The sequence below is a fragment of the Sanguibacter sp. TS_SC_8 genome, from assembly GCF_055361235.1.
Genome location: NZ_CM143955.1, coordinates 1,004,393 through 1,023,800 on the forward strand (window position 1 = coordinate 1,004,393; position 19,408 = coordinate 1,023,800).

Sequence of the window (19,408 nt, forward strand, 5' to 3'; positions counted from 1 at the left end):
GCTGTCCGGCAGTGTCCGAGCGATGCCCGTTCACCCCCGATTGCGTCCACAACTCAGGTACTAAATACGTTTAACGGTCATCTCGCATCGTCAGATGTGAAGATTTCTTCGTCCGGGGTTGCATTCAAAGAAAAACGGGCGTAGACAAGTCCATACAGACATCCGAGTCGTCGGCGACCCGGATCAACGATGGAGTTGGACGTGTACGCACCTGAACGCCACCAGCAGATCCTCGGACTCGCCCGCACCGCCGGGCGCGTCGACGTCAACAGCCTGTCCCTGACCCTGGACGTCACCCCCGAGACGGTCCGCCGCGACCTGTCCGTGCTCGAGCGGCACGGACTCGTGCGACGGGTCCACGGCGGCGCGATCCCGGTCGAACGCCTCGGCTTCGAGCCGGGCATCGCCGACAAGGAGGCGCTGCTGGCGACCGAGAAGGAACGCATCGCCCGCGTCGCCCTCGCCGAGCTGCCCGACGCCGGGACGATCGTCCTCGACGCCGGGACCACGACGGTGCGCCTCGCCGAGATGCTCCCCACCGACCGCGAGCTCCAGGTCGTGACGAACTCGCTGCCGATCGCCACCGTCCTGGCCGCCCGCGCGAACATCTCCCTGCACTTCGTCGGCGGGGCCATCCGGGGCCGGACCCTCGCCTCGGTCGGCCCGTGGGCCGAACGGGCCCTGGCCGACATCCATGCCGACGTCGTCTTCCTCGGCGCGAACGGGATCACCCCCGACCGCGGTGTCACGACGCCGGATCTCGGCGAGGCGGCCGTCAAACGAGCACTCGTGCACGCGGCACGCCGCGTGGTCGTGCTGGCCGACCACACGAAGATCGGCCGGTCCGACTTCGCGCGGATCGTCGGCATCGACGAGATCGACCTGCTCATCACCGACTCCGCGATCGAGGACGAGCTCGTCGTCGAGCTGGAGAACGCGGGCCTGGCGGTGATCCAGGCATGATCATCACCATCACCCCCAACCCCAGCCTGGACCGGACCTTCGAGGCCACCACGATCGAGCTCGGAGAGGTCAACCGGGCGCACGCGACCCACATCCACGCCGGCGGCAAGGGCATCAACGTCACCCGGGCGCTCGTCGCCGGGGGCTTCGACTCCGTCGCGGTGTTCCCCGCCGGTGGGTCCGACGGCGACCGGCTCGTCTCCGACCTCCGGCTGCGCTCTGTCCCGGTCCACCCGGTCCCCGTCGATGCCGACACCCGCTCCAACGTCACCCTCGTCGACGCGGGCGGGGTGACCACGAAGATCAACGCACCCGGCGCCGCGCTCACCGCGCAGGCCGTCGACGCCCTGCTCACCGCGCTGGGCGAGGAGATCGTCCGGGCCACCCGCTCGGGCGTCGTCCCGCTCGTCGTCGGCGCCGGATCGCTGCCCGACGGTGCCGGGACGGACTTCTACGTCCGGGTCACCGCGCTCGCCGCCGAGCTCGGCGCCCGGACGGTGCTGGACACCTCCGGGGCGCCGCTGCGTGCGGCCGTCGCGGTCGGCGGGCTCGCGCTCATCAAGCCCAACGACGAGGAGCTCGCCGAGCTCGTCGGCCGGGAGCTGGTCACCGTCGCCGACGTGGTCGACGCCGCCCACGAGGTCATGGCCTCCGGCATCGACGCGGTCCTCGTCTCCCTCGGCGCGCACGGCGCCCTGCTCGTGGGACCGGGCGACCCGGTCTGGGCCGGCGGCGCCCCGCTCGTCCCGCTCTCGACCGTGGGCGCCGGAGACATCACCCTCGCCGGCTTCCTCTCCCCGTCCACACCGTCAACCCCCACCGACGCGCTCCAGCGCGCCGTCGCCTGGGGCAGGGCAGCCGTCCTGCTCCCCGGATCAGCAGTACCGACGCCCGCCGACATCCACTTGGCTGACGTCACGATCGCCCACCCACCCCGCCACATCGCACTGAAGGAGCTGTGACGTGAGCACTTCGACTCCCGCCGCACTGATCACCCCCGAGCTCGTCGCCCTCGACCTGGTCGCTGCCGACCGGGACGAGGCCACGCGCCACCTCATCGACCTGCTGGCCGCGGCCGGGCGGGTCACCGACGCCGACGGCTTCCACGCCGACGTGCGTGCCCGTGAGGCCCAGATGGCCACCGGGATGCCGGGCGGCATCGGCCTGCCGCACGCCCGGTCCGAGCACGTCACCGTGCCTTCCCTCGCCGTCGCGCGGGTGCCGGCCGGTGTCGACTTCGGCGCTCCGGACGGGCCAGCGACGCTGGTCTTCCTCATCGCCGCTCCCGCCGGTGGGGACTCCGACCACCTGAAGATCCTCGCCGCCCTCGCCCGCCGCCTCGTGCACGAGTCCTTCCGCGACTCCCTGCGCGCAGCCCCCGACGCCGCCACGGTCGCACAGATCGTCACCCGAGAGGTCGCACCCTCATGAAGTTCGTCGCTGTCACCTCCTGCCCCACGGGCATCGCTCACACCTACATGGCCGCTGAGGCCCTCGAGCAGGCCGGCAAGGCCGCCGGGCACGACGTCCAGGTCGAGACTCAGGGCTCGGCCGGGACCATCGCGCTCGACCCGGCTGTCATCGCCGCGGCCGATGGCGTCATCTTCGCCGCCGACCTCGAGGTCAAGGACAAGGAACGGTTCGCCGGGAAGCCCACGGTCGACGTCGGCGTGAAGAAGGCCGTGCACGACGCGAAGGGCGTCCTCGCCGAAGCCATCGCCGCGGTCGAGGCCGGGGTCGTCACTCCCGCCGCCGCTGCTCCGGCAGGCGGCGCCGCCGGTGGGCTGGCGACCAAGGTCGACCGCAACGCCGGCGTCGGCACGCGGATCCGCCAGTGGCTCATGACCGGGATCTCGTACATGATCCCGTTCGTCGCCGCCGGGGGAATCCTCATCGCCCTCGCCTTCATGGTCGCCAACGTCGCCTGGGACGCCGACGGTCCGGTCGAGGTCACCAAGGTCACCGCCGAACAGCTCATCAACAGCTTCTCGGTCACCTCCGGGCAGGACTGGGCCGTGCTGCTCATGCTCACCGGCGGGGCAGCCTTCGCCTTCCTCGTCCCGGTGCTCGCCGGGTTCATCGCCTACGCGATCGCGGACCGTCCGGGCCTGGTCCCCGGATTCGTCGGTGGCTCCATCGCGGTGACCGTCGGCGCCGGGTTCCTCGGTGGCCTCGTCGCCGGCTTCGTCGGCGGTTTCCTCGCCCTGTGGATCAGCCGCTGGAAGGTCCCGCGTGGAGCACGCGGCATCATGCCGGTCGTGGTCATCCCGCTCCTGTCGACCTTCGTCACCGGCTTCCTCATGTTCGTCGTGCTCGGCCGCCCGATCGCCGCACTGATGGACGGGCTCACCGACTGGCTCAACTCGCTCTCCGGCGGCAGCATCATCCTGCTCGGTGTGCTGCTCGGCGCGATGATGGGCTTCGACCTCGGCGGACCGGTCAACAAGGTGGCCTACACCTTCGCCGTCACCGGCCTGGCGACCGAGGGCCTCAGCGGCGACGCGACCCAGTACCGGGTCATGGCCGCGGTCATGGCCGCCGGCATGGTCGCCCCGCTCGCCATGGCCCTGGCCACGGTGATCCGCAAGTCCCTGTTCACCCATGCCGAACGCGAGAACGGCAAGGCCGCCTGGCTGCTCGGGGCGTCGTTCATCTCCGAGGGGGCGATCCCCTTCGCGGTGGTCGACCCGCTCCGGGTGCTCGCCTCGACGATCGTCGGCTCGGCCGTCACCGGCGGGCTCGTCATGGCCTTCGACTCCACCCTGCGCGCCCCGCACGGTGGCATCTGGGTCCTGCCGCTGATCGGCAACCCGATCCTGTTCGTCCTCGCCGTGGTCGCCGGCACCCTGGTCACTGCAGTCATCGTCGTCGTGCTCAAGAGCTTGGGGACCAACTCCGTCGTCGCGGCGGAGCAGGCGGCTGACGCCCTCGCCGAGTCGCAGACCACCCCGGGCGTCGGCGCGCCGGCCACCTCCTGACCGCGTCCTCACCGACCGTTCGACCTCACAGTAAGGACACACCATGTCGACACGAACCGTTGCCGTCGCCTCCAGCTCGGGGCTCCACGCGCGTCCCGCCTCGATCTTCACCCAGGCCGCCGCCGACTCCGGCGTCGACGTCCTCATCGCCCACGGGGACGACGAACCCGTGGACGCGGCGAGCATCCTGCTCGTCATGTCCCTCGGCGTCCCCAGCGGCGCCGAGGTGACGCTCACCGCCGACGGGCCCGACGCCGACCGCGTGCTCGACGAGCTCGTCGCGCTGCTGGCCACAGACCTCGACGAGGAGCCGTGATGCTCACCGGGGCGGGTGTCGGCCGCGGGGCGGTGATCGGACCGGTCGTCCGCATCGCCCCGGCCCCGGCGGCACCCGCCCACGAACCCGTGCCCGAGGACTCCGCAGCAGCCGCGGCCGACGTCGTCGCGGCCTTCGACGCGGTCGCGGCCGGCCTGCGCGCGCAGGCCGACTCGGCCGAGGGGGCCGCCGTCGCGGTCCTGGGCGCCACCGCCCAGATGGCCGAGGACCGGGCGCTGCGCAAGCAGACGCTCGCCAAGGTCGCCGCGGGCGAACCGCCGGTCACCGCCCTCGACGCCGTGGTGGGCGGCTTCGTCGACATGTTCACCAAGGCCGGGGGGATGCTCGCCGAGCGGGTCACCGACCTGCGCAGCGTGCGTGACCGGGTGGCCGCGCACATCCTCGGCCTGCCCGCACCGGGGGTCCCGCACCTGGCCGTCCCCTCGGTCGTCGTCGCGCAGGACCTGGCTCCCGCCGACACCGCGGCGCTCGACCTGTCCCTCGTCCTGGCGATCGTCACCGAGCTCGGCGGGACGACGAGCCACACCGCGATCATCGCCGGGCAGCGGGCCATCCCCTGCCTGGTCCGGGTCGCGGGGGCGATGGACCTCGCCGAGGGAGCCGTCGTCGCCGTCGACGCGGCCGCCGGCACCCTCGAGGTGGACCCCGCGCCCGAGGTCGCCCAGGCCTTCGCCCGGCGCGCCGACGTCGCCCGCCGCCTCGCCGAGGACACCTCCCCGGGCGCGACGGCGGACGGGATCGGCGTCAACCTGCTCGCCAACATCGGGACCGCCGAGGACGCCGAACGCGTCGCCGGGAGCGGCGTCGAAGGTGTGGGGCTCTTCCGCACCGAGGTGCTCTTCCTCGACCGGACGAGCGCGCCGACCCGCGAGGAGCAGGCGGAGGTCTACTCCCGCGTGCTCCGGACCTTCGCCGGACGCAAGGTCGTGGTCCGCACCCTCGACGCGGGGGCGGACAAGCCGCTGGCCTTCGCGACCCAGCCCGACGAGGAGAACCCGGCCCTCGGGGTGCGCGGCTACCGCCTGGTGCGCACCGTCCCCGAGCTCCTGGAGACCCAGCTCGCCGCGCTCGCCGACGCTCAGCAGGCCACCGGCGTCCAGCCCTGGGTCATGGCGCCGATGATCTCGACACCGGCGGAGGCCCGCGACTTCGCGGCCGCGGCCCACCGGCACGGGATCACCACGGTCGGGGTCATGGTCGAGGTCCCCGCGGCGGCGCTGCGCGCGGACGCGATCCTCGCCGAGGTCGACTTCGTCTCGATGGGCACGAACGACCTCGCCCAGTACGTCATGGCGACCGACCGGCTGCGGGGGGAGCTCTCCGACCTCATCAACCTCTGGCAGCCGGCCGTGCTCGACCTCGTCGCCGCGACCGCGGCGGCCGGGCGCCGGGCGGGCAAACCCGCCGGGGTGTGCGGGGAGTCCGCCTCCGACCCGGTCATGGCGGTCGTGCTGACCGGCCTGGGCGTCACCTCGCTGTCGATGTCTGCCGGCGCGGTCCCGCTCGTGCGCTACGCCCTCGCCCAGCACACCCAGGCCCAGGCCGAGGCCGTCGCGCAGGCGGCCCTGGGCGCCTCGTCCGCGCCGCAGGCCCGGGCCGCCGCGGTCGCCGCGCTGGCCCCGGGGACGGCTGAGGTGCTCGGCCTGTAGCCAGGTCCGCACACGAGAAGACCCGCCGCAGGGACACATGCTTCCCGCGGCGGGTCTTTCGCGTGCCGCCGGCTCAGACCTCGAGCTTGAAGGCCTGGCGCCACTTGAGCGCCGTGCCTCCCTGCATGACCGCCCGCTGGTAGACACGCTCACCCAGACGCAGCAGGGCATAGGCGGCCACGACCACGACGAGCAGGGAGACGATCGGCTCCCACAGGGCGACGTCGCCGTCGAGCAGGCGGACGGGCATCGCGACGGAGGACACGACCGGCACGTAGGAGGCCACCGTGAGCCACACGCCGTCGGCGAAGAGCCCGACGAAGAGCGCGACCATGATGACCGTCGTGATCGGCCCGGTGTTGGACTGCAGATCCTCGGTGCGGCTCGCGAGGGACCCGAGCACGGCCCAGACTGCCGCCAGCGCGGTGAAGCCGACGACGAAGAACGCGATGAACCATCCGGACGCGCCGAGCAGCCAGCCGATGTCGCTCGCGGCCCCGGTGACGTTGACCGCGACGAGCCCGACCACCGCGAAGAGCCCGATCTGGGCGAAGGCGAGCAGCGAGTTGCCGATCACCTTGCCGTAGAGCAGCTGGCGGATCGGGATGGCGGTCGCGAGGATCTCCACGACCCGGTTCTGCTTCTCCTCGAGGACGGAGTTGGCGATCGCCATCCCGAAGATCAGCGCCGCCATGTAGAAGAGGAAGGCGAAGATGAAGGCCGCTGCGGCCTTGAGGGCGTTGCGCTCGTCGCTGCCCTCAAGGAGGTCGGTCGTGACCTCCGACCCTGCGGTGAGGACTGCCACGGTCGTGCCCGCGGCCTCGGCGTTGGCGGCCAGGACCGAGGACGTCACGCTCGTGGTGAGCGCCGCGGCGAGAGAGTCGTCGATGCTCTCCGCTCCGACGAGGGACCAGCCGTCCTCGGTGGCCAGGAGCGCGGCGTCGGCGTCGCCGTCGCGGACCTGCTGGCGCGCCGCCTCCGCGTCGGCGACCTCGGTGACCGTGAGCGTGTCGCCCGAGTCGCCCGCGGTGATCTCCGTGGTGGCGGCCGAGGCGATGGCGGCCGCGTCCGAGGATGCCACGACGACCGTGTGGTCGGTGGAGCGGGACCCGAGGAAGGCGGAGAGCCCGACGCCGGCGATGATGAGGGCGACGGTGACCGCCGTCGAGATGAGGAAGCTGCGGTCGGTGAGCTTGACCATGATCTCGCGGACGGTCACCACGAGCCACGGGTTCTTCACCGGGGAGAGCTCGACCGCGGGTGCGAAGCCTGGCGCGGGTGCAGGGGGGCTGGTCGGGGTGACGGTCGCGGCAGTCATCGTGTGACCTCCCGGTAGATGTCGGACAGGGACGCCACGATCGGGCTGAACTCGCTCATCCCGCGGTCGACGGCCTCGCGGAGCACACGGTCCTTCGCGGCGTCGTCGTCGAGCTCGAGGACGGCGCGCGCACCGTCGACGTCGACGACGCGTGCCCCGGGGACGCCGCGCAGCCAGCCGGCGTCGGGTGCGGTGGTCAGGGTGAACTGCCGCGGGCCGCGGGACCGCAGCTCGGCGCTGGTGCCGGCGGCCATGACCTTGCCGCCGGCCAGGACGACGAGGGAGTCGCACAGCCGGTCGACGAGGTCGAGCTGGTGGCTGGAGAAGAGCACCGGGACGCCCTCCCGGAGCCGGTCGCGCAGGAGGTCGACCATGGAGTCGACGGCGACCGGGTCCAGGCCGGAGAAGGGCTCGTCGAGGACGAGCGCCGTCGGGCGGTGCAGCAGCGAGGCGGTGATCTGCACGCGCTGCTGGTTGCCGAGGGAGAGCGACTCGAGCTTGTCCTTGAGCCGCCCGCCCAGCCCGAAGCGCTCGAGCATGCGGGTGGCCTCGGTCGCGGCGTCCTTGCGGGTCATCCCGCGCAGCTGACCGAGGTAGCTGAGCTGGTCGAGGATCGGCTGCTTGGGGTAGAGGCCGCGCTCCTCAGGCATGTAGCCGAAGCGGGTGCGGTCGCGTGCGGTGATCGGCCGATCGCCCCACAGGACGTCGCCGCCGTGCACGGTGAGCACGCCCATGATCATCCGCATGGTCGTCGTCTTGCCGGCGCCGTTCGCCCCCACGAACCCGGTCATCTGGCCGGGCTGGACCGTGAAGGAGACGTCGTCGACGGCGGTCGCGTCGCCGAAGCGTCGGGTGAGGTTGCGCACCTGGAGCGCGGGTGTGTCAGTCATGAGTGTCCTTTCCTGCGTCCGTCCCAGCCTAGGGACGCAGACCTGCCGGCAACTCCCCCATCAGGGGGAACGTCAGCCGGGGTGGGTGCGGGGGAGGGGGCGCCGCCTCCTCCCCGCGGAGGAGGGGACGGACCGCGGGGGTCGTCTCCTGCGCTGTCACCGGCCGCGCTGGAGCCCGTTGCGGTAGGCGAAGATGACCGCCTGGACGCGGTCGCGGGACTCGGTCTTGGCGAGGACGTTGGAGACGTAGGTCTTCACGGTCGACTCCCCGAGGAAGAGCCGTGCGGCGATCTCGGCGTTGGAGAGCCCGTCGGCGAGCAGCTCGAGGACCTCGAGCTCGCGCGGGGTGAGCGCGACAGGGATCGGGGGAGCGAGTGACGGTGCCGGCGGTTCCGAGGTGGCCGACGACGTCGCCCCGACGAGCCGGGAGATGACCTTGAGCGTCGCCTCGGGGGCGAGCAGCGCGTGTCCCTGCGCCACGGCGTGGACCGCGTCGACGAGGTCCTGCGGGTCGGCGTTCTTGAGCAGGAACCCGCTCGCGCCGGCGGCGAGGGCGTCGAAGAGGTAGTCGTCGCGGTCGAAGGTGGTGAGGATGATGACCTTCGCCAGCCCCGCGGCGACGATCTCCTGGGTCGCGGCGATCCCGTCCATGACGGGCATCTGCACGTCCATGAGCACGACGTCGGCCGGGTGCTCGGCGAGGGCGGCGATCGCCGCGCGCCCGTCGGCCGCCTGACCGACGACCTCGATGTCGTCCTCGACCGAGAGCACCATGGCGAAGCCCGACCGCACGAGGGCGTGGTCGTCGACGAGCAGGACCCGGACGGGGGCGGGGCGGGGCGGGTGCGTCACGAGGAGGTGTCCTTCTGCGAGGTGGCGAGGGCGGGGGACGTGTCAAGGGCGGCGAGCGGCAGGCGGACCCGGACCCTCCACCCGGTGCCGGTGCGGCGGGGTCCGACCTCCGCCTCGCCGCGGTGCAGCGCCACCCGCTCCTCGATGCCGCGCAGACCGTAGCCGGACCCGCCCGAGCCGTCCCGAGGATGGCCGTCGTCGACGACCTCGACCTCGACCCAGCGCGGACCGGTCACGGGCGCGCCGGTGCGCACCGAGACGCTGGCGCGGGCGGCGGTGGAGTGCCGGACGACGTTCGCCAGCGACTCCTGCACGGTGCGGAACAGGGACAGTGCGACCGGTCCCGGCACGGTGTCCAGCGCGCCGGCGTCCTCGACGATCGTGAGATCGACCGTCAGACCGGCGCCGCGATGCACCTCGACGAGGTCCCCGAGCTCGGACAGCCCGGGCTCGGGGGCGCGGCTGTCACCGCCGGTGCGCTCGGTGTCGGTCTCGGTGCGCAGCACCCCGAGCAGGGCCCGCATGTCGGTCACGGCCTGCCGGCTCGACCCCTCGATGCCCCGCAGCGCCTCGGAGGCGGCGTCGGGGTCCCGGGTGAGGACCGTGCGGGCGGCGCCCGCCTGCACCCCGATGACCGACACGTGGTGCGCGACGACGTCGTGCAGCTCGCGGGCGATGCGCAGCCGTTCGTCGACGACGGCGCGGCGCGCGAGCTCGTCGCCCTGGGCGTGGATGCGCTCGGCCTGCTGGACCAGCCGGGTGCGCGCCAGGGCGCTGCGCCACGAGGCCCGCCCGGCCGCGATGGCACCGCCGAAGTAGGCGAGGTTGATGACGGCTGTGTACACGACCGCCGCGACGAGGAGGGAGACCGGTCCCTCGGGATGCGTCTCCGGCCGGAGCATGGCCTCGAATCCGGACACCATCGTGAACGTGATGACCAGCCAGAGGGTCATGGTGAGGAGCACGAGCCCCATGGCGATCCACAGGGCCCGCCGGTCGCGGGCCCACGCGACGGCGGCGTAGAGCGCAGCGAAGTAGGCGATCTGGAAGGCGACCTCGTAGGCGACCGACGGCGCCGCATAGCTGAGGGTGAGGAACAACCCGCTGGAGAGCACGAGGACGGTCAGCGGGAGACGCCGCCGCACGGCGAGCGGGGCGATCATGAGGACGAGCGCACCGTAGGCTGCCCAGGTCCCTTCGCCCTCGGGGGCCTCCTGCATGCTCCGGGACATCACCAGGGTGACCAGCGCGACCGCGACGAGCCCGAGCGCCCCGTAGACGTCGTGGCGAATCTGCTGCGGTGTGGGCGAGGGACGTTCCCACTGGGGCTCCTCGACGTCGTTGAGCCAGGCGTTGAGCCGGTCCGGGATCGTTCGGGTGGTCGGCTCAGGCATGGCTGGCACACTACGCCATCAGGGGACAGACCCGGCAACCTCGACGGGGTCGCCGGGAGTGGGGCGCGGAGTGGGGCCGGGAGTGGGGCGGGGAGCAGGGTGGACGGCCTGCACCCCGGGGCGCAGCCGGGCCCGCCAGCGGTCCCACGGCGGAGTCCGGCGCCAGTTGACGTCGAGGGTGTGGACAGCCCAGTCGAGACGTCGCCAGAAGGCGGCCGGGCTGGCGAAGGTGCGCCCCGACACACCCACGACGAGGTCACGGTGGTAGCGCACCCGCATCGAGGTCGTGAGCTGGAAGCTCAGCTCGATGTCGTCGTGCACCCGCGGGTCCGTGCGGGAGACCTGGTCGCGCACCTCGAGCCAGACCACGCGGCGCAGGGCCATGTTCGACCCCCACAGCGGGACACCGGCAAGAGCGGCGTGGATGCCCCAGTAGTAGCCGCGCATGTAGAAGACCCGGGCGAACCAGCCCCGGACCGCCGGCAGGTCGTAGAAGGTCCCCGGTCCGGTGACGGCGGCGAGGCCGGGGTCCTGCGTGAAGGCGTCGAGCACCTGCTCGAGCCACGTGACCGGTGGTCGGGTGTCCGCGTCGCAGCGCACGATGATGTCCCCGCGGGCCGCGTCGTAGCCGCAGGAGGCGGCGGCGGGGATGCCACGGACCGGCTCCCGGACCACCCGCGCGCCGTGCCGGGTGGCGACGGCCGCGCTGTCGTCGGTCGACCCGTTGTCGACGACGACCACCTCGAAGGGCGCGACCGTCTGGAGCGCGAGGGCGCGCAGGCACAGGTCGAGGTGCCTGGCGTCGTCGAGGACAGGGATGATGACGGAGAGGCGGATCATCGGGACTCTCGGTGCGGAGGGCGGTGGGCGAGGAGGAGGAACGCGCCGAGGAGGGATCCGAGACCACCGGCGACGAGGTCGCCCAGGGTGTCGGTGTACCCGACGTTGATGGTGTCGTCGAGGAAGGTGTGGCCGGCCCACTCCCCGAGCTCCCAGAGCAGACCGAGGGTGATCCCGACGGCCGTGGTCACCACGACGACGCCGGCCCGCGCGCGGGAAGGCAGGCCCGCTACGGGCGCGGCGTCGACCGCGGGGACGACCTCGAGCCGGACGAGGAGGTCGTACGCCACGACCGCGAGCAGGCCGTTGGCCGCCCAGTGCATGATGAGGTCGAGGGGGCCGACGACCTCGAAGAGCCCGAGGACCGCGATCCAGCCGGCGGCGAGCAGCGTCGCTCCGGTCGCGAGGTCGACGCCGGGAGGTGTGCCCAGGACCCGCGGCACGATGAGGCCGCCCAGCACGAGCGCGAAGAGGGCGACGTCGACACCCCCGAGCCACACGGCCGCGGCGAGGATGCTCACCACACCCAGGACGCGGACGCCGTCGGCCAGGTGGAGGAGGACGCGCGGGAGGCGTGATCCCGCGGCGTGTGTCATCGGGTCAGCCTAACGGCGCACGCCGATCGTCGCCACGCACCGGCGAGGGCCGGCTGCTCAGATCACGACGTCGTCGGTGTGCGCCCCGTAGTACGCCGACTGGCCGGTCATGATCGCCTGCATCGACGTGCCGCGCGGGACACCATAGACGGTGCCGGGGAAGTCGAGCCCGCGCTGCACGGCCCAGATGTCGTCGTGGCGGTCCGGGGGGCAGATCGTTGCGGGCGTGCCGACCGCGACCCAGCCGATCGGGACGACGGCCCCGGCCTCGACGGTCGTGTTCACCTGGACCACGGCGTTGACACGAACCTCCGCGCCGTTGCCGACGACCGCGCCGGGGAACAGCGAGGCGCCCGTCGCGATGAACGCTCCAGCGCGGACCTCAGCCCCGTTGACGTGGGCGTGGGGCCCGACGAGGACGAAGTCGCCGATGACGGCCGGGTGACCGGCACGGCCCTTGACGACAGCGTTCTCCATGATGACGACGTCGTGCCCGACGCGGACCTGACCGTCCTCGGCGGTCAGGACCGCGCCATGGAGCACCCGTGTCCCCGGCCCGACCACGACATCACCGCAGAGCACCGCGGCCGGTGCGACGTAGGCGGAGTCGTGGACGGAGGGGACATGACCTCGGTGTTCGATGAGCATGGGCAGACCCTACCCACTGTCGGCCGACAGGGACGGTCAGGCCGCGGTGCCGTCGATGAGGGCGATGCACTGGCGGGCGATGGCCAGCTCCTCGTTGGTCGGGACGACCATGACGAGCGTCGAGGTCCAGTCGGGGGAGATGATCCGAGGCTCCTTGGACCGTTCGTCGTTGCGGGCCGGGTCGATCGCGATGCCCAGGCTCTCCAGACCAGCCACGGTGAGACGGCGCACGATCTCGTCGTTCTCGCCCGCTCCGGCGGTGAAGACGATGACGTCGACGCGTCCCAGGATCGCGTGGTAGGCGCCGATGTACTTCTTCAGCCGGTGGATGTAGACGTCCAGGGCCAGCTTGGCGCCCTCGTGACCGGCGTCGACGAGGTCGTGCAGACCGCGGAAGTCGTTGTCGCCGGCCAGGCCCTTGAGGCCGGACCTCTTGTTGAGCAGGTCGTCGATCTCGTCGATCGACATCCCGGCGTTGCGGTGCAGGTGGAAGACGATCGCGGGGTCGATGTCCCCGGACCGGGTGCCCATGACGAGGCCTTCGAGCGGGGTGAGGCCCATCGAGGTCTCGACGGCGACGCCGCCCTTGATCGCCGACGCGGACGCGCCGTTGCCCAGGTGCAGCACGATCTGGTTGAGGTCTTCGAGCCTGCGCCCGAGCACCCGGGAGACCTTGCCCGAGACGTACTGGTGGCTCGTGCCGTGGAAGCCGTACCGGCGGATCCCGTGCTCCTTGGCCAGCTCCGCGTCGATCGCGTACGTGTACGCGGCCTCGGGCAGGGTCTGGAAGAACGCGGTGTCGAAGATCGCCACGTGCGGGACGTCCGGCAGCAGCGCCCGGGCGACCTCGATGCCGCGCACGTGCCCCGGGTTGTGCAGGGGAGCGAGCGGGATGAGGGCCCGGATGTCCTCGACGACCTGGTCGTCGATGATCACCGGTCCGGAGAACTTGCTGCCACCCTGGACGACGCGGTGACCCACGGCCACGACGTCGGCCGCGGCGAGGTCGGGGCCGAGCTCGTTGAAGAGGTCGAGCACGATCCGCAGCGCCGTGCCGTGGTCGGGCACGTCCTGCGTCCGCTTGGTCGTGTTCCCGGCGAACTTGTGGGTGAGCTTGCCGTCCTCCTCACCGATCCGCTCGATCAGGCCGGAGGCGATCGCCTCGCCACCGATCGGGTTGACCAGCTGGTACTTGACCGAGGAGGACCCGGAGTTGATGACGAGGACACTTGCAGAGGCGCCGTGGGCGCTGAAGGAGCTGAGGCGGTCGCCGGCACCTGTCGACGGGTTCATGCGGTGTGAGCTCCTGTTTCGGTCATGCGCGCCTTCTCGGCTGAGAGTGCCTGCGCCTGGATCGCGGTGATCGCGACGGTGTTGACGATATCTTGCACGAGCGCCCCGCGGGAGAGGTCGTTGACGGGCATCCGCAGCCCCTGCAGGATCGGCCCGACGGCGATGGCCCCGGCGGACCGCTGGACGGCCTTGTACGTGTTGTTCCCGGTGTTGAGGTCGGGGAAGACGAACACGGTGGCCCGCCCGGCGACGGCCGAGTCCGGCATCTTGGAGGCGGCGACCGAGGCGTCGACCGCGGCGTCGTACTGGATGGGCCCCTCGACGGAGAGGTCCGGACGGCGCTCGCGGACCAGCGCCGTGGCGGCGCGGACCTTGTCGACGTCCGCGCCCGTCCCGGACTCCCCGGTGGAGTAGCTGAGCATCGCGATGCGCGGCTCGACACCGAACTGCACGGCGGTGGCCGCGGAGGAGATCGCGATGTCGGCCAGCTGCTCGGCGGTCGGGTCGGGGTTGACGGCGCAGTCGCCGTAGACCAGGACCCGGTCCTCCAGGCACATGACGAACACCGAGGAGACGACGGACACCCCCGGCACCGTCTTGATGATCTCGAAGGCGGGGCGGATCGTGTGCGCCGTGGTGTGCGCGGCGCCGGAGACCATGCCGTCGGCGAGGCCCAGCTGGACCATCATCGTGCCGAAGTAGGACACCGAGGAGACGATCTCCCGGGCCCGGTCCACAGTCATGCCCTTGTGGGCGCGCATGAGGGTGTACTCCTGGGCGAAGCGCTCGTGCAGCTCGCCGCTGCGCGGGTCGATGACCTTCGCCTCGGAGATCTCCAGCCCGAGCTCGACGGCGCGGGCCCGGATGGACTCCTCGTCGCCGAGGATCGTCAGGTCGGCCACCTGGCGCTGCAGCAGGGTCGAGGCGGCCCGCAGGATACGGTCGTCGGAACCCTCCGGAAGCACGATGTGCTTGCGGTCGGCCCGCGCCCGCGCCAGCAGCTCGTACTCGAACATCAGCGGGGTGACCACCTCAGGACGCACGACGTCGAGGCTGGCCAGCAGCGCCGCGCCGTCGACGTTCTGCTCGAAGAGCGCGAGCGCGATGTCCACCTTGCGCTGGGAGTCCTTGGACACCCGTCCCCGGGCCGACGCCGCGGCGCTCGCGGTGCGGAACGTGCCCAGGTCCGTCTGGATGATGGGGACGCTGGGGGCGAGGTCCTCGATGAGGGCGGTGACGGAGGCCGGCGGGTAGAACCCGCCGTTGAGGATGATCCCGGACAGCGACGGGAAGCTCTTCGCGCTCTGCGCGGTGATCAGGCCGAGCAGCACCTCGGTGCGGTCGCCCGGGGTGATGACGACGGCACCGTCGGCGAGCTTGTCGAGCAGGTGCTCGAAGTTCATGGCGCCGACGAGGACGTCGAGCACCTCGCGGCCGAGCAGCTGGGGGTCGCCCATCACCTGGCGGCCGCCGACCGCCTGCATGAGCTGGTTGACGGTCGGTGCCATGAGGAAGGGATCCTCCGGGACCGTCCACACCGGGACCGAGGACGTGCCCTCGAACTCGGCGCGGATCTCGGCGAGGTCGGTGGGCAGGCACCGGTTCGCGACGACGCCGATCACCTGGGCGTGGTTGGCCTCGAGCTCGTTGATCGCCACCTCGCACATCTGGTGGATGCCGGCCGGGGTGCGGCGGTTGCCGGAGACCACGAGCAGCACGGGCGCGCCGAGGTTCGCCGCGATGCGGGCGTTGTAGGCGAGCTCGGTCGGTCCGGCGACGTCGGTGTAGTCCGTGCCGACGATGACCACGACGTCGCACTGGCGGGAGACCTCGTGGTATTTCGTCACGATCTCGGACAGCGCGGCCTCAGGGTCGGCGTGCAGGTCGTCGTAGGTGACGCCGACGCACTGCTCGTAGGTGAGGTCGACGCCGTCGTGGGCGAGGAGCAGCTCGACGACGTAGTCACGCTCGGGGACCTCCCCGGCGGTCGCGGTACCCGTGTGCCCGCTCCGGGTGACCGGGCGGAACACCCCGACCCGCTGCACCCGGCGGGTGAGCAGGTCGAGCACTCCGAGAGCGATCGTCGACTTCCCGGTCTCGCCCTCGGGGGACGTGATGAAGATGCTGCGAGCGGTGGTGCTCACTCGTTATCGCCTCCAGTTGCTGTGGTGGCCGCCTGTGGGCCGCCGATCTCGGTTGCTGTGTCGCCCGCGTCGGGCCAGACCCAGTCGCGGACCTCGGGAAGGTCCTCGCCGTGGTCACGGGTGTACTCCCGGGCCCGCAGGCGTGCGTCGGACATCTCCTGGCGGAGCACCGCGGCCTTGGACCCCAGGTGCGGCACCTGGTCGATGACGTCGATGACGAGGTGGAACCGGTCGAGGTCGTTGAGCATGACCATGTCGAAGGGCGTGGTCGTGGTGCCCTCCTCCTTGTAGCCGCGCACGTGGATGTTGGGGTGACCGGTGCGGCGGTAGGTGAGGCGGTGGATCAGCCACGGGTAGCCGTGGTAGGCGAAGACGACCGGCTTGTCCGTGGTGAACAGGGTGTCGAAGTCGCGGTCGGAGAGCCCGTGCGGGTGCTCCTTCTCGTCCTGCAGGCGCATGAGGTCCACGACGTTGACGACGCGCACCTTGAGCTCGGGCAGGTGGCGGCGCAGCAGGTCGGCCGCGGCGAGCACCTCGAGGGTGGGCACGTCGCCCGCACAGCCGAGCACGACGTCGGGGTCCTCGCCCGCGACCTCGGTGCCGGCCCAGTCCCAGATCCCCAGGCCACGGGTGCAGTGCGCGACGGCCTGGTCCATGGTGAGGAAGTTCGGGGCGGGCTGCTTGCCGGCCACGACGACGTTGACGTAGTCGCGGCTGCGCAGGCAGTGGTCGTAGGTCGAGAGCAGGGTGTTGGCGTCCGGCGGCAGGTAGACGCGGACGACCTCGGCCTTCTTGTTCACCACGTGGTCGATGAAGCCCGGGTCCTGGTGGGAGAAGCCGTTGTGGTCCTGACGCCAGACGTGGCTGGAGAGCAGGTAGTTGAGCGAGGCGACGGGGCGGCGCCACGGGATCTCCCGGGTGACCTTGAGCCACTTCGCGTGCTGGTTGAACATCGAGTCGATGATGTGGATGAACGCTTCGTAGCAGTTGAACAGGCCGTGGCGTCCGGTGAGCAGGTAGCCCTCGAGCCAGCCCTGGCACTGGTGCTCGGAGAGCATCTCCATGACGCGTCCGGCCCGGTCGAGGTGGTCGTCGACGTCGGAGGGGAGGTACTCGGCGTTCCACTGCTTGTTCGTCACGTCGAAGACGGACTGCAGGCGGTTGGAGGCGGTCTCGTCCGGCCCGAAGATCCGGAAGTTGTGCGGGTTGAGCCGCACGACCTCGGTGAGCCACTGGCCCAGGACCTTGGTCGCCTCGGCGATGGACCCGCCGGGGGTGGGGACCTCGACGGCGAAGTCGCGGAAGTCCGGCAGCCGCAGGTCCTTGAGCACCAGTCCGCCGTTGGTGTGCGGGTTGGCGCTCATCCGCAGCTCACCGACCGGGGCCAGCTGGGCGACGTCGGCCACGAGACGCCCCTCGTCGTCGAAGAGCTCGTCGACGCGGTAGGACTCCATCCATTGCCTCAGCACTTGGAGATGCTCGTCTGTGTCGCGGGCGCTCGCGAGCGGCACCTGGTGGGAGCGCCAGGAGTCCTCGGCCTTCTTGCCGTCGATCACCGGCGGGCAGGTCCACCCCTTGGGGGTGCGGAAGACGATCATCGGCCACATGGGGCGGGACTCGTCACCGGCGGCCGCGCGGGCCTTGATCGCGGCGATCTCGTCGAGCACGTCGTCGAGCAGCGCGGCGAAGCGGGCGTGGACGGTGAGGTGGTCCTCGCCGTCGAAGCCGCCGACGAAGAAGTGCGGGGTGTGGCCGTAGCCGACCATGAGCGAGCGCAGCTCGTCGTCGGAGATCCGTGCGAGCACGGTCGGGTTGGCGATCTTGTAGCCGTTGAGGTGCAGGATCGGCAGGACCACGCCGTCCTTGGCGGGGTTGACGAACTTGTTGGAGTGCCAGCTCGTGGCGAGCGGGCCGGTCTCGGCCTCGCCGTCCCCGACGACGGCCGCGACCAGCAGGTCGGGGTTGTCGAAGGCCGCGCCGTAGGCGTGGGAGAGGGCGTAGCCGAGCTCGCCGCCCTCGTGGATCGACCCGGGGGTCTCCGGTGCGACGTGGCTGGGGATGCCACCGGGGAAGGAGAACTGGCGGAAGAGGCGGCGCACACCCTCGGTGTCCTGGGTGATGTCCGGGTACGTCTCGGTGTAGGTGCCCTCGAGGTAGGAGTTCGCCACGAGTCCCGGGCCGCCGTGGCCGGGGCCGGTCACGTACATCGCGGAGACCTCGCGCTCGCCGATCGCGCGGTTGAGGTGGGCGTAGAGGAAGTTGAGGCCGGGGGTGGTGCCCCAGTGCCCGAGCAGGCGCGGCTTGACGTCGTCGCGGGAGAGCTCGGTGCGCAGCAGCGGGTTGGACAGGAGGTAGATCTGCCCGATCGAGAGGTAGTTCGCGGCGCGCCACCACCCGTCGACCCGGCGCAGGGTGTCCTGCGTGAGCGGCCCGTCGGGCCGGGCGCGCCAGGCGGGTGTGCCTTGCGGCGTGGTGTGCGTGGCATCAGCGGCTGCGGTGGTGCTCATCAGATCTCCTACCGGCGTTGTGGATGACGCTTTCATGTAACCGTATCTGCTGGTGGTTCGCAGTGGGTCTTAGGTGTGAGGTGAGTGCGCTGGGGCGTGCTAGGAGCGGTGGGCGGACCCGTGAGTTCCGTCACGGGGTGAGCTGGCGGTGCTCAGCGGCCAGTGGGTGCGGACCAGACGCAGCGCGGTGGCGTCGTCGACGTCCTTCACGCCGAGGGTGTTGAGCATGGTCAGGGTGTGGGCGACGGCGGTCCCCACGAGCACCGCGTCGAGCGCGGCAGTGCGCTGTGCCGCGGTTGCGGCGGGGTCGTCGTCCGCGGTGCGGGGCGGTTCAAGGGCGTCGACGGTGACCGAGAGGAGCTCTGAGTAGATCCGCGCGACCTCGTCCCGGGACTCGGGATGGCGCATGCCGAACAGGAGCAGCTCGTAGGACAGCGGCAGCCACGGATCTGTCCGGGCCTGCGCGAGCGATCCGGCCAGCGACGCATCGTCGGGGACCGGGAACGTGACCGCCTTCTGCGGGTCGGCCCGGGCGGCCTCGATGCGGGCCAGGTAGATCCCGAGGAAGAGGTCGGTCTTCGAGGTGAAGTGGGAGTAGACGGCGCCCTTGGTGTAGCCCGCGGCGGCGGCGACGTCGTCGACGGAGGCTCCGTCGTAGCCGCGCCCGGCGAAGACGGTCGTGGCCGCGGCGAGCAGGTCCTGGCGGGTGCGGTCGCGGCGGGCCTCGCGGGTGCCGAGCTTCGACGTCATGGACTCGACGGTGCGGGCCGCTGTCCGCAGGCCGTGCGCGAGGTCGCCCTCGAGGGCATCGGTGGCGTCGGTGGTGGCGGACTTGAGCGCCTCGCCGAGGGCGGCGGTCGCCTCCGTCAGCGCCTGCGCGGCCACGCTCAGCGGAGACGGGTGGCGGCCTTCCTCGCGGGGTCGTGAGCTCATCCGACCACTCTACCTTGTGAGATACCACCCGGTACTGATACTTTCCGGTATCACAAACCATCTGGT

Annotated in this window: 17 protein-coding genes; 6 read left to right on the top strand and 11 right to left on the bottom strand. The window is 71.5% G+C overall.

Translation table 11 applies throughout. The features are described from left to right. The first annotated feature begins 201 nt into the window (after positions 1 to 201). Genes ACWA15_RS04455 through ACWA15_RS04480 form a run of 6 tightly spaced genes read left to right on the top strand, consistent with a single transcriptional unit; the run spans position 202 to position 5,927 of the window. Positions 202 to 963 carry a DeoR/GlpR family DNA-binding transcription regulator gene (locus ACWA15_RS04455; RefSeq protein ID WP_464058234.1) on the top strand — a complete coding sequence of 254 codons (762 nt, stop codon included), beginning with the start codon at positions 202 to 204 and terminating at the stop codon, positions 961 to 963. Then, positions 960 to 1,925, top strand: a complete 966-nt coding sequence (locus ACWA15_RS04460; protein WP_464058235.1) for a 1-phosphofructokinase family hexose kinase — start codon at positions 960 to 962, stop codon at positions 1,923 to 1,925. Before ACWA15_RS04455 ends, ACWA15_RS04460 begins: the two co-directional genes overlap by 4 nt. A gap of 1 nt (position 1,926) precedes the next feature. Beyond that, positions 1,927 to 2,394: a PTS sugar transporter subunit IIA gene (locus tag ACWA15_RS04465; protein WP_464058236.1), complete on the top strand. Its 468-nt coding sequence runs from the start codon at positions 1,927 to 1,929 to the stop codon at positions 2,392 to 2,394. Next, positions 2,391 to 3,941 carry a PTS fructose transporter subunit IIC gene (locus ACWA15_RS04470; protein WP_464058237.1) on the top strand — a complete coding sequence of 517 codons (1,551 nt, stop codon included), beginning with the start codon at positions 2,391 to 2,393 and terminating at the stop codon, positions 3,939 to 3,941. The genes ACWA15_RS04465 and ACWA15_RS04470 overlap by 4 nt, the downstream gene beginning before the upstream one ends. Before the next feature lie 43 nt (positions 3,942 to 3,984). Next, entirely contained in the window at positions 3,985 to 4,257 is a 273-nt protein-coding gene (locus ACWA15_RS04475) for an HPr family phosphocarrier protein (RefSeq protein ID WP_464058238.1), read from the top strand. Then, complete coding sequence (locus ACWA15_RS04480) at positions 4,257 to 5,927, top strand: putative PEP-binding protein (RefSeq protein ID WP_464058239.1); 1,671 nt, start codon at positions 4,257 to 4,259, stop codon at positions 5,925 to 5,927. The genes ACWA15_RS04475 and ACWA15_RS04480 overlap by 1 nt, the downstream gene beginning before the upstream one ends. A gap of 73 nt (positions 5,928 to 6,000) precedes the next feature. On the opposite strand, the gene ACWA15_RS04485 is transcribed toward ACWA15_RS04480, so the two are convergent. The 11 genes from ACWA15_RS04485 to ACWA15_RS04535 all read right to left on the bottom strand — a co-directional run bounded on the left by ACWA15_RS04485 (position 6,001) and on the right by ACWA15_RS04535 (position 19,342). Beyond that, on the bottom strand, positions 6,001 to 7,245 hold the full coding sequence (locus tag ACWA15_RS04485; RefSeq protein WP_464058240.1) for an ABC transporter permease: 1,245 nt from the start codon (positions 7,243 to 7,245) through the stop codon (positions 6,001 to 6,003). Next, positions 7,242 to 8,135, bottom strand: coding sequence for an ABC transporter ATP-binding protein (locus tag ACWA15_RS04490; RefSeq protein WP_464058241.1), 894 nt, complete (start codon positions 8,133 to 8,135; stop codon positions 7,242 to 7,244). The genes ACWA15_RS04485 and ACWA15_RS04490 overlap by 4 nt, the downstream gene beginning before the upstream one ends. Positions 8,136 to 8,291: 156 nt before the next feature. Further along, positions 8,292 to 8,909 carry a response regulator gene (locus ACWA15_RS04495; protein WP_464059413.1) on the bottom strand — a complete coding sequence of 206 codons (618 nt, stop codon included), beginning with the start codon at positions 8,907 to 8,909 and terminating at the stop codon, positions 8,292 to 8,294. A 74-nt stretch (positions 8,910 to 8,983) separates the two neighbouring features. Then, positions 8,984 to 10,381: a sensor histidine kinase gene (locus ACWA15_RS04500; protein WP_464058242.1), complete on the bottom strand. Its 1,398-nt coding sequence runs from the start codon at positions 10,379 to 10,381 to the stop codon at positions 8,984 to 8,986. An 18-nt stretch (positions 10,382 to 10,399) separates the two neighbouring features. Continuing rightward, entirely contained in the window at positions 10,400 to 11,221 is an 822-nt protein-coding gene (locus ACWA15_RS04505; RefSeq protein WP_464058243.1) for a glycosyltransferase family 2 protein, read from the bottom strand. Further along, on the bottom strand, positions 11,218 to 11,817 hold the full coding sequence (locus ACWA15_RS04510; protein WP_464058244.1) for a DUF2238 domain-containing protein: 600 nt from the start codon (positions 11,815 to 11,817) through the stop codon (positions 11,218 to 11,220). Before ACWA15_RS04510 ends, ACWA15_RS04505 begins: the two co-directional genes overlap by 4 nt. 57 nt (positions 11,818 to 11,874) lie before the next feature. Next, positions 11,875 to 12,465 (bottom strand): gamma carbonic anhydrase family protein, encoded by a 591-nt coding sequence (locus ACWA15_RS04515; protein WP_464058245.1) that lies wholly within the window; start codon positions 12,463 to 12,465, stop codon positions 11,875 to 11,877. 36 nt (positions 12,466 to 12,501) lie between these two features. Beyond that, positions 12,502 to 13,758, bottom strand: coding sequence for an acetate kinase (locus tag ACWA15_RS04520; protein WP_464058246.1), 1,257 nt, complete (start codon positions 13,756 to 13,758; stop codon positions 12,502 to 12,504). After that, positions 13,755 to 15,902, bottom strand: coding sequence for a phosphate acetyltransferase (pta, locus tag ACWA15_RS04525; protein WP_464058247.1), 2,148 nt, complete (start codon positions 15,900 to 15,902; stop codon positions 13,755 to 13,757). Before pta ends, ACWA15_RS04520 begins: the two co-directional genes overlap by 4 nt. After that, entirely contained in the window at positions 15,899 to 18,409 is a 2,511-nt protein-coding gene (locus tag ACWA15_RS04530; RefSeq protein WP_464058248.1) for a phosphoketolase family protein, read from the bottom strand. Before ACWA15_RS04530 ends, pta begins: the two co-directional genes overlap by 4 nt. Positions 18,410 to 18,508: 99 nt before the next feature. After that, positions 18,509 to 19,342 carry a TetR/AcrR family transcriptional regulator gene (locus ACWA15_RS04535; protein ID WP_464058249.1) on the bottom strand — a complete coding sequence of 278 codons (834 nt, stop codon included), beginning with the start codon at positions 19,340 to 19,342 and terminating at the stop codon, positions 18,509 to 18,511. Positions 19,343 to 19,408 lie beyond the last annotated feature (66 nt).

What these genes read in the sequence shown, in the direction of transcription:
- ACWA15_RS04460 (WP_464058235.1), top strand. Translation starts at nt 960, where the DNA reads ATGATCATCACCATCACCCCCAACCCCAGCCTGGACCGGACCTTCGAG.
- ACWA15_RS04470 (WP_464058237.1), top strand. Translation starts at nt 2,391, where the DNA reads ATGAAGTTCGTCGCTGTCACCTCCTGCCCCACGGGCATCGCTCACACC.
- ACWA15_RS04475 (WP_464058238.1), top strand. Translation starts at nt 3,985, where the DNA reads ATGTCGACACGAACCGTTGCCGTCGCCTCCAGCTCGGGGCTCCACGCG.
- ACWA15_RS04480 (WP_464058239.1), top strand. Translation starts at nt 4,257, where the DNA reads ATGCTCACCGGGGCGGGTGTCGGCCGCGGGGCGGTGATCGGACCGGTC.
- ACWA15_RS04485 (WP_464058240.1), bottom strand. Translation starts at nt 7,245, where the DNA reads ATGACTGCCGCGACCGTCACCCCGACCAGCCCCCCTGCACCCGCGCCA.
- ACWA15_RS04490 (WP_464058241.1), bottom strand. Translation starts at nt 8,135, where the DNA reads ATGACTGACACACCCGCGCTCCAGGTGCGCAACCTCACCCGACGCTTC.
- ACWA15_RS04495 (WP_464059413.1), bottom strand. Translation starts at nt 8,909, where the DNA reads ATGGTGCTCTCGGTCGAGGACGACATCGAGGTCGTCGGTCAGGCGGCC.
- ACWA15_RS04500 (WP_464058242.1), bottom strand. Translation starts at nt 10,381, where the DNA reads ATGCCTGAGCCGACCACCCGAACGATCCCGGACCGGCTCAACGCCTGG.
- ACWA15_RS04505 (WP_464058243.1), bottom strand. Translation starts at nt 11,221, where the DNA reads ATGATCCGCCTCTCCGTCATCATCCCTGTCCTCGACGACGCCAGGCAC.
- ACWA15_RS04510 (WP_464058244.1), bottom strand. Translation starts at nt 11,817, where the DNA reads ATGACACACGCCGCGGGATCACGCCTCCCGCGCGTCCTCCTCCACCTG.
- ACWA15_RS04515 (WP_464058245.1), bottom strand. Translation starts at nt 12,465, where the DNA reads ATGCTCATCGAACACCGAGGTCATGTCCCCTCCGTCCACGACTCCGCC.
- ACWA15_RS04520 (WP_464058246.1), bottom strand. Translation starts at nt 13,758, where the DNA reads ATGAACCCGTCGACAGGTGCCGGCGACCGCCTCAGCTCCTTCAGCGCC.
- ACWA15_RS04530 (WP_464058248.1), bottom strand. Translation starts at nt 18,409, where the DNA reads ATGAGCACCACCGCAGCCGCTGATGCCACGCACACCACGCCGCAAGGC.
- ACWA15_RS04535 (WP_464058249.1), bottom strand. Translation starts at nt 19,342, where the DNA reads ATGAGCTCACGACCCCGCGAGGAAGGCCGCCACCCGTCTCCGCTGAGC.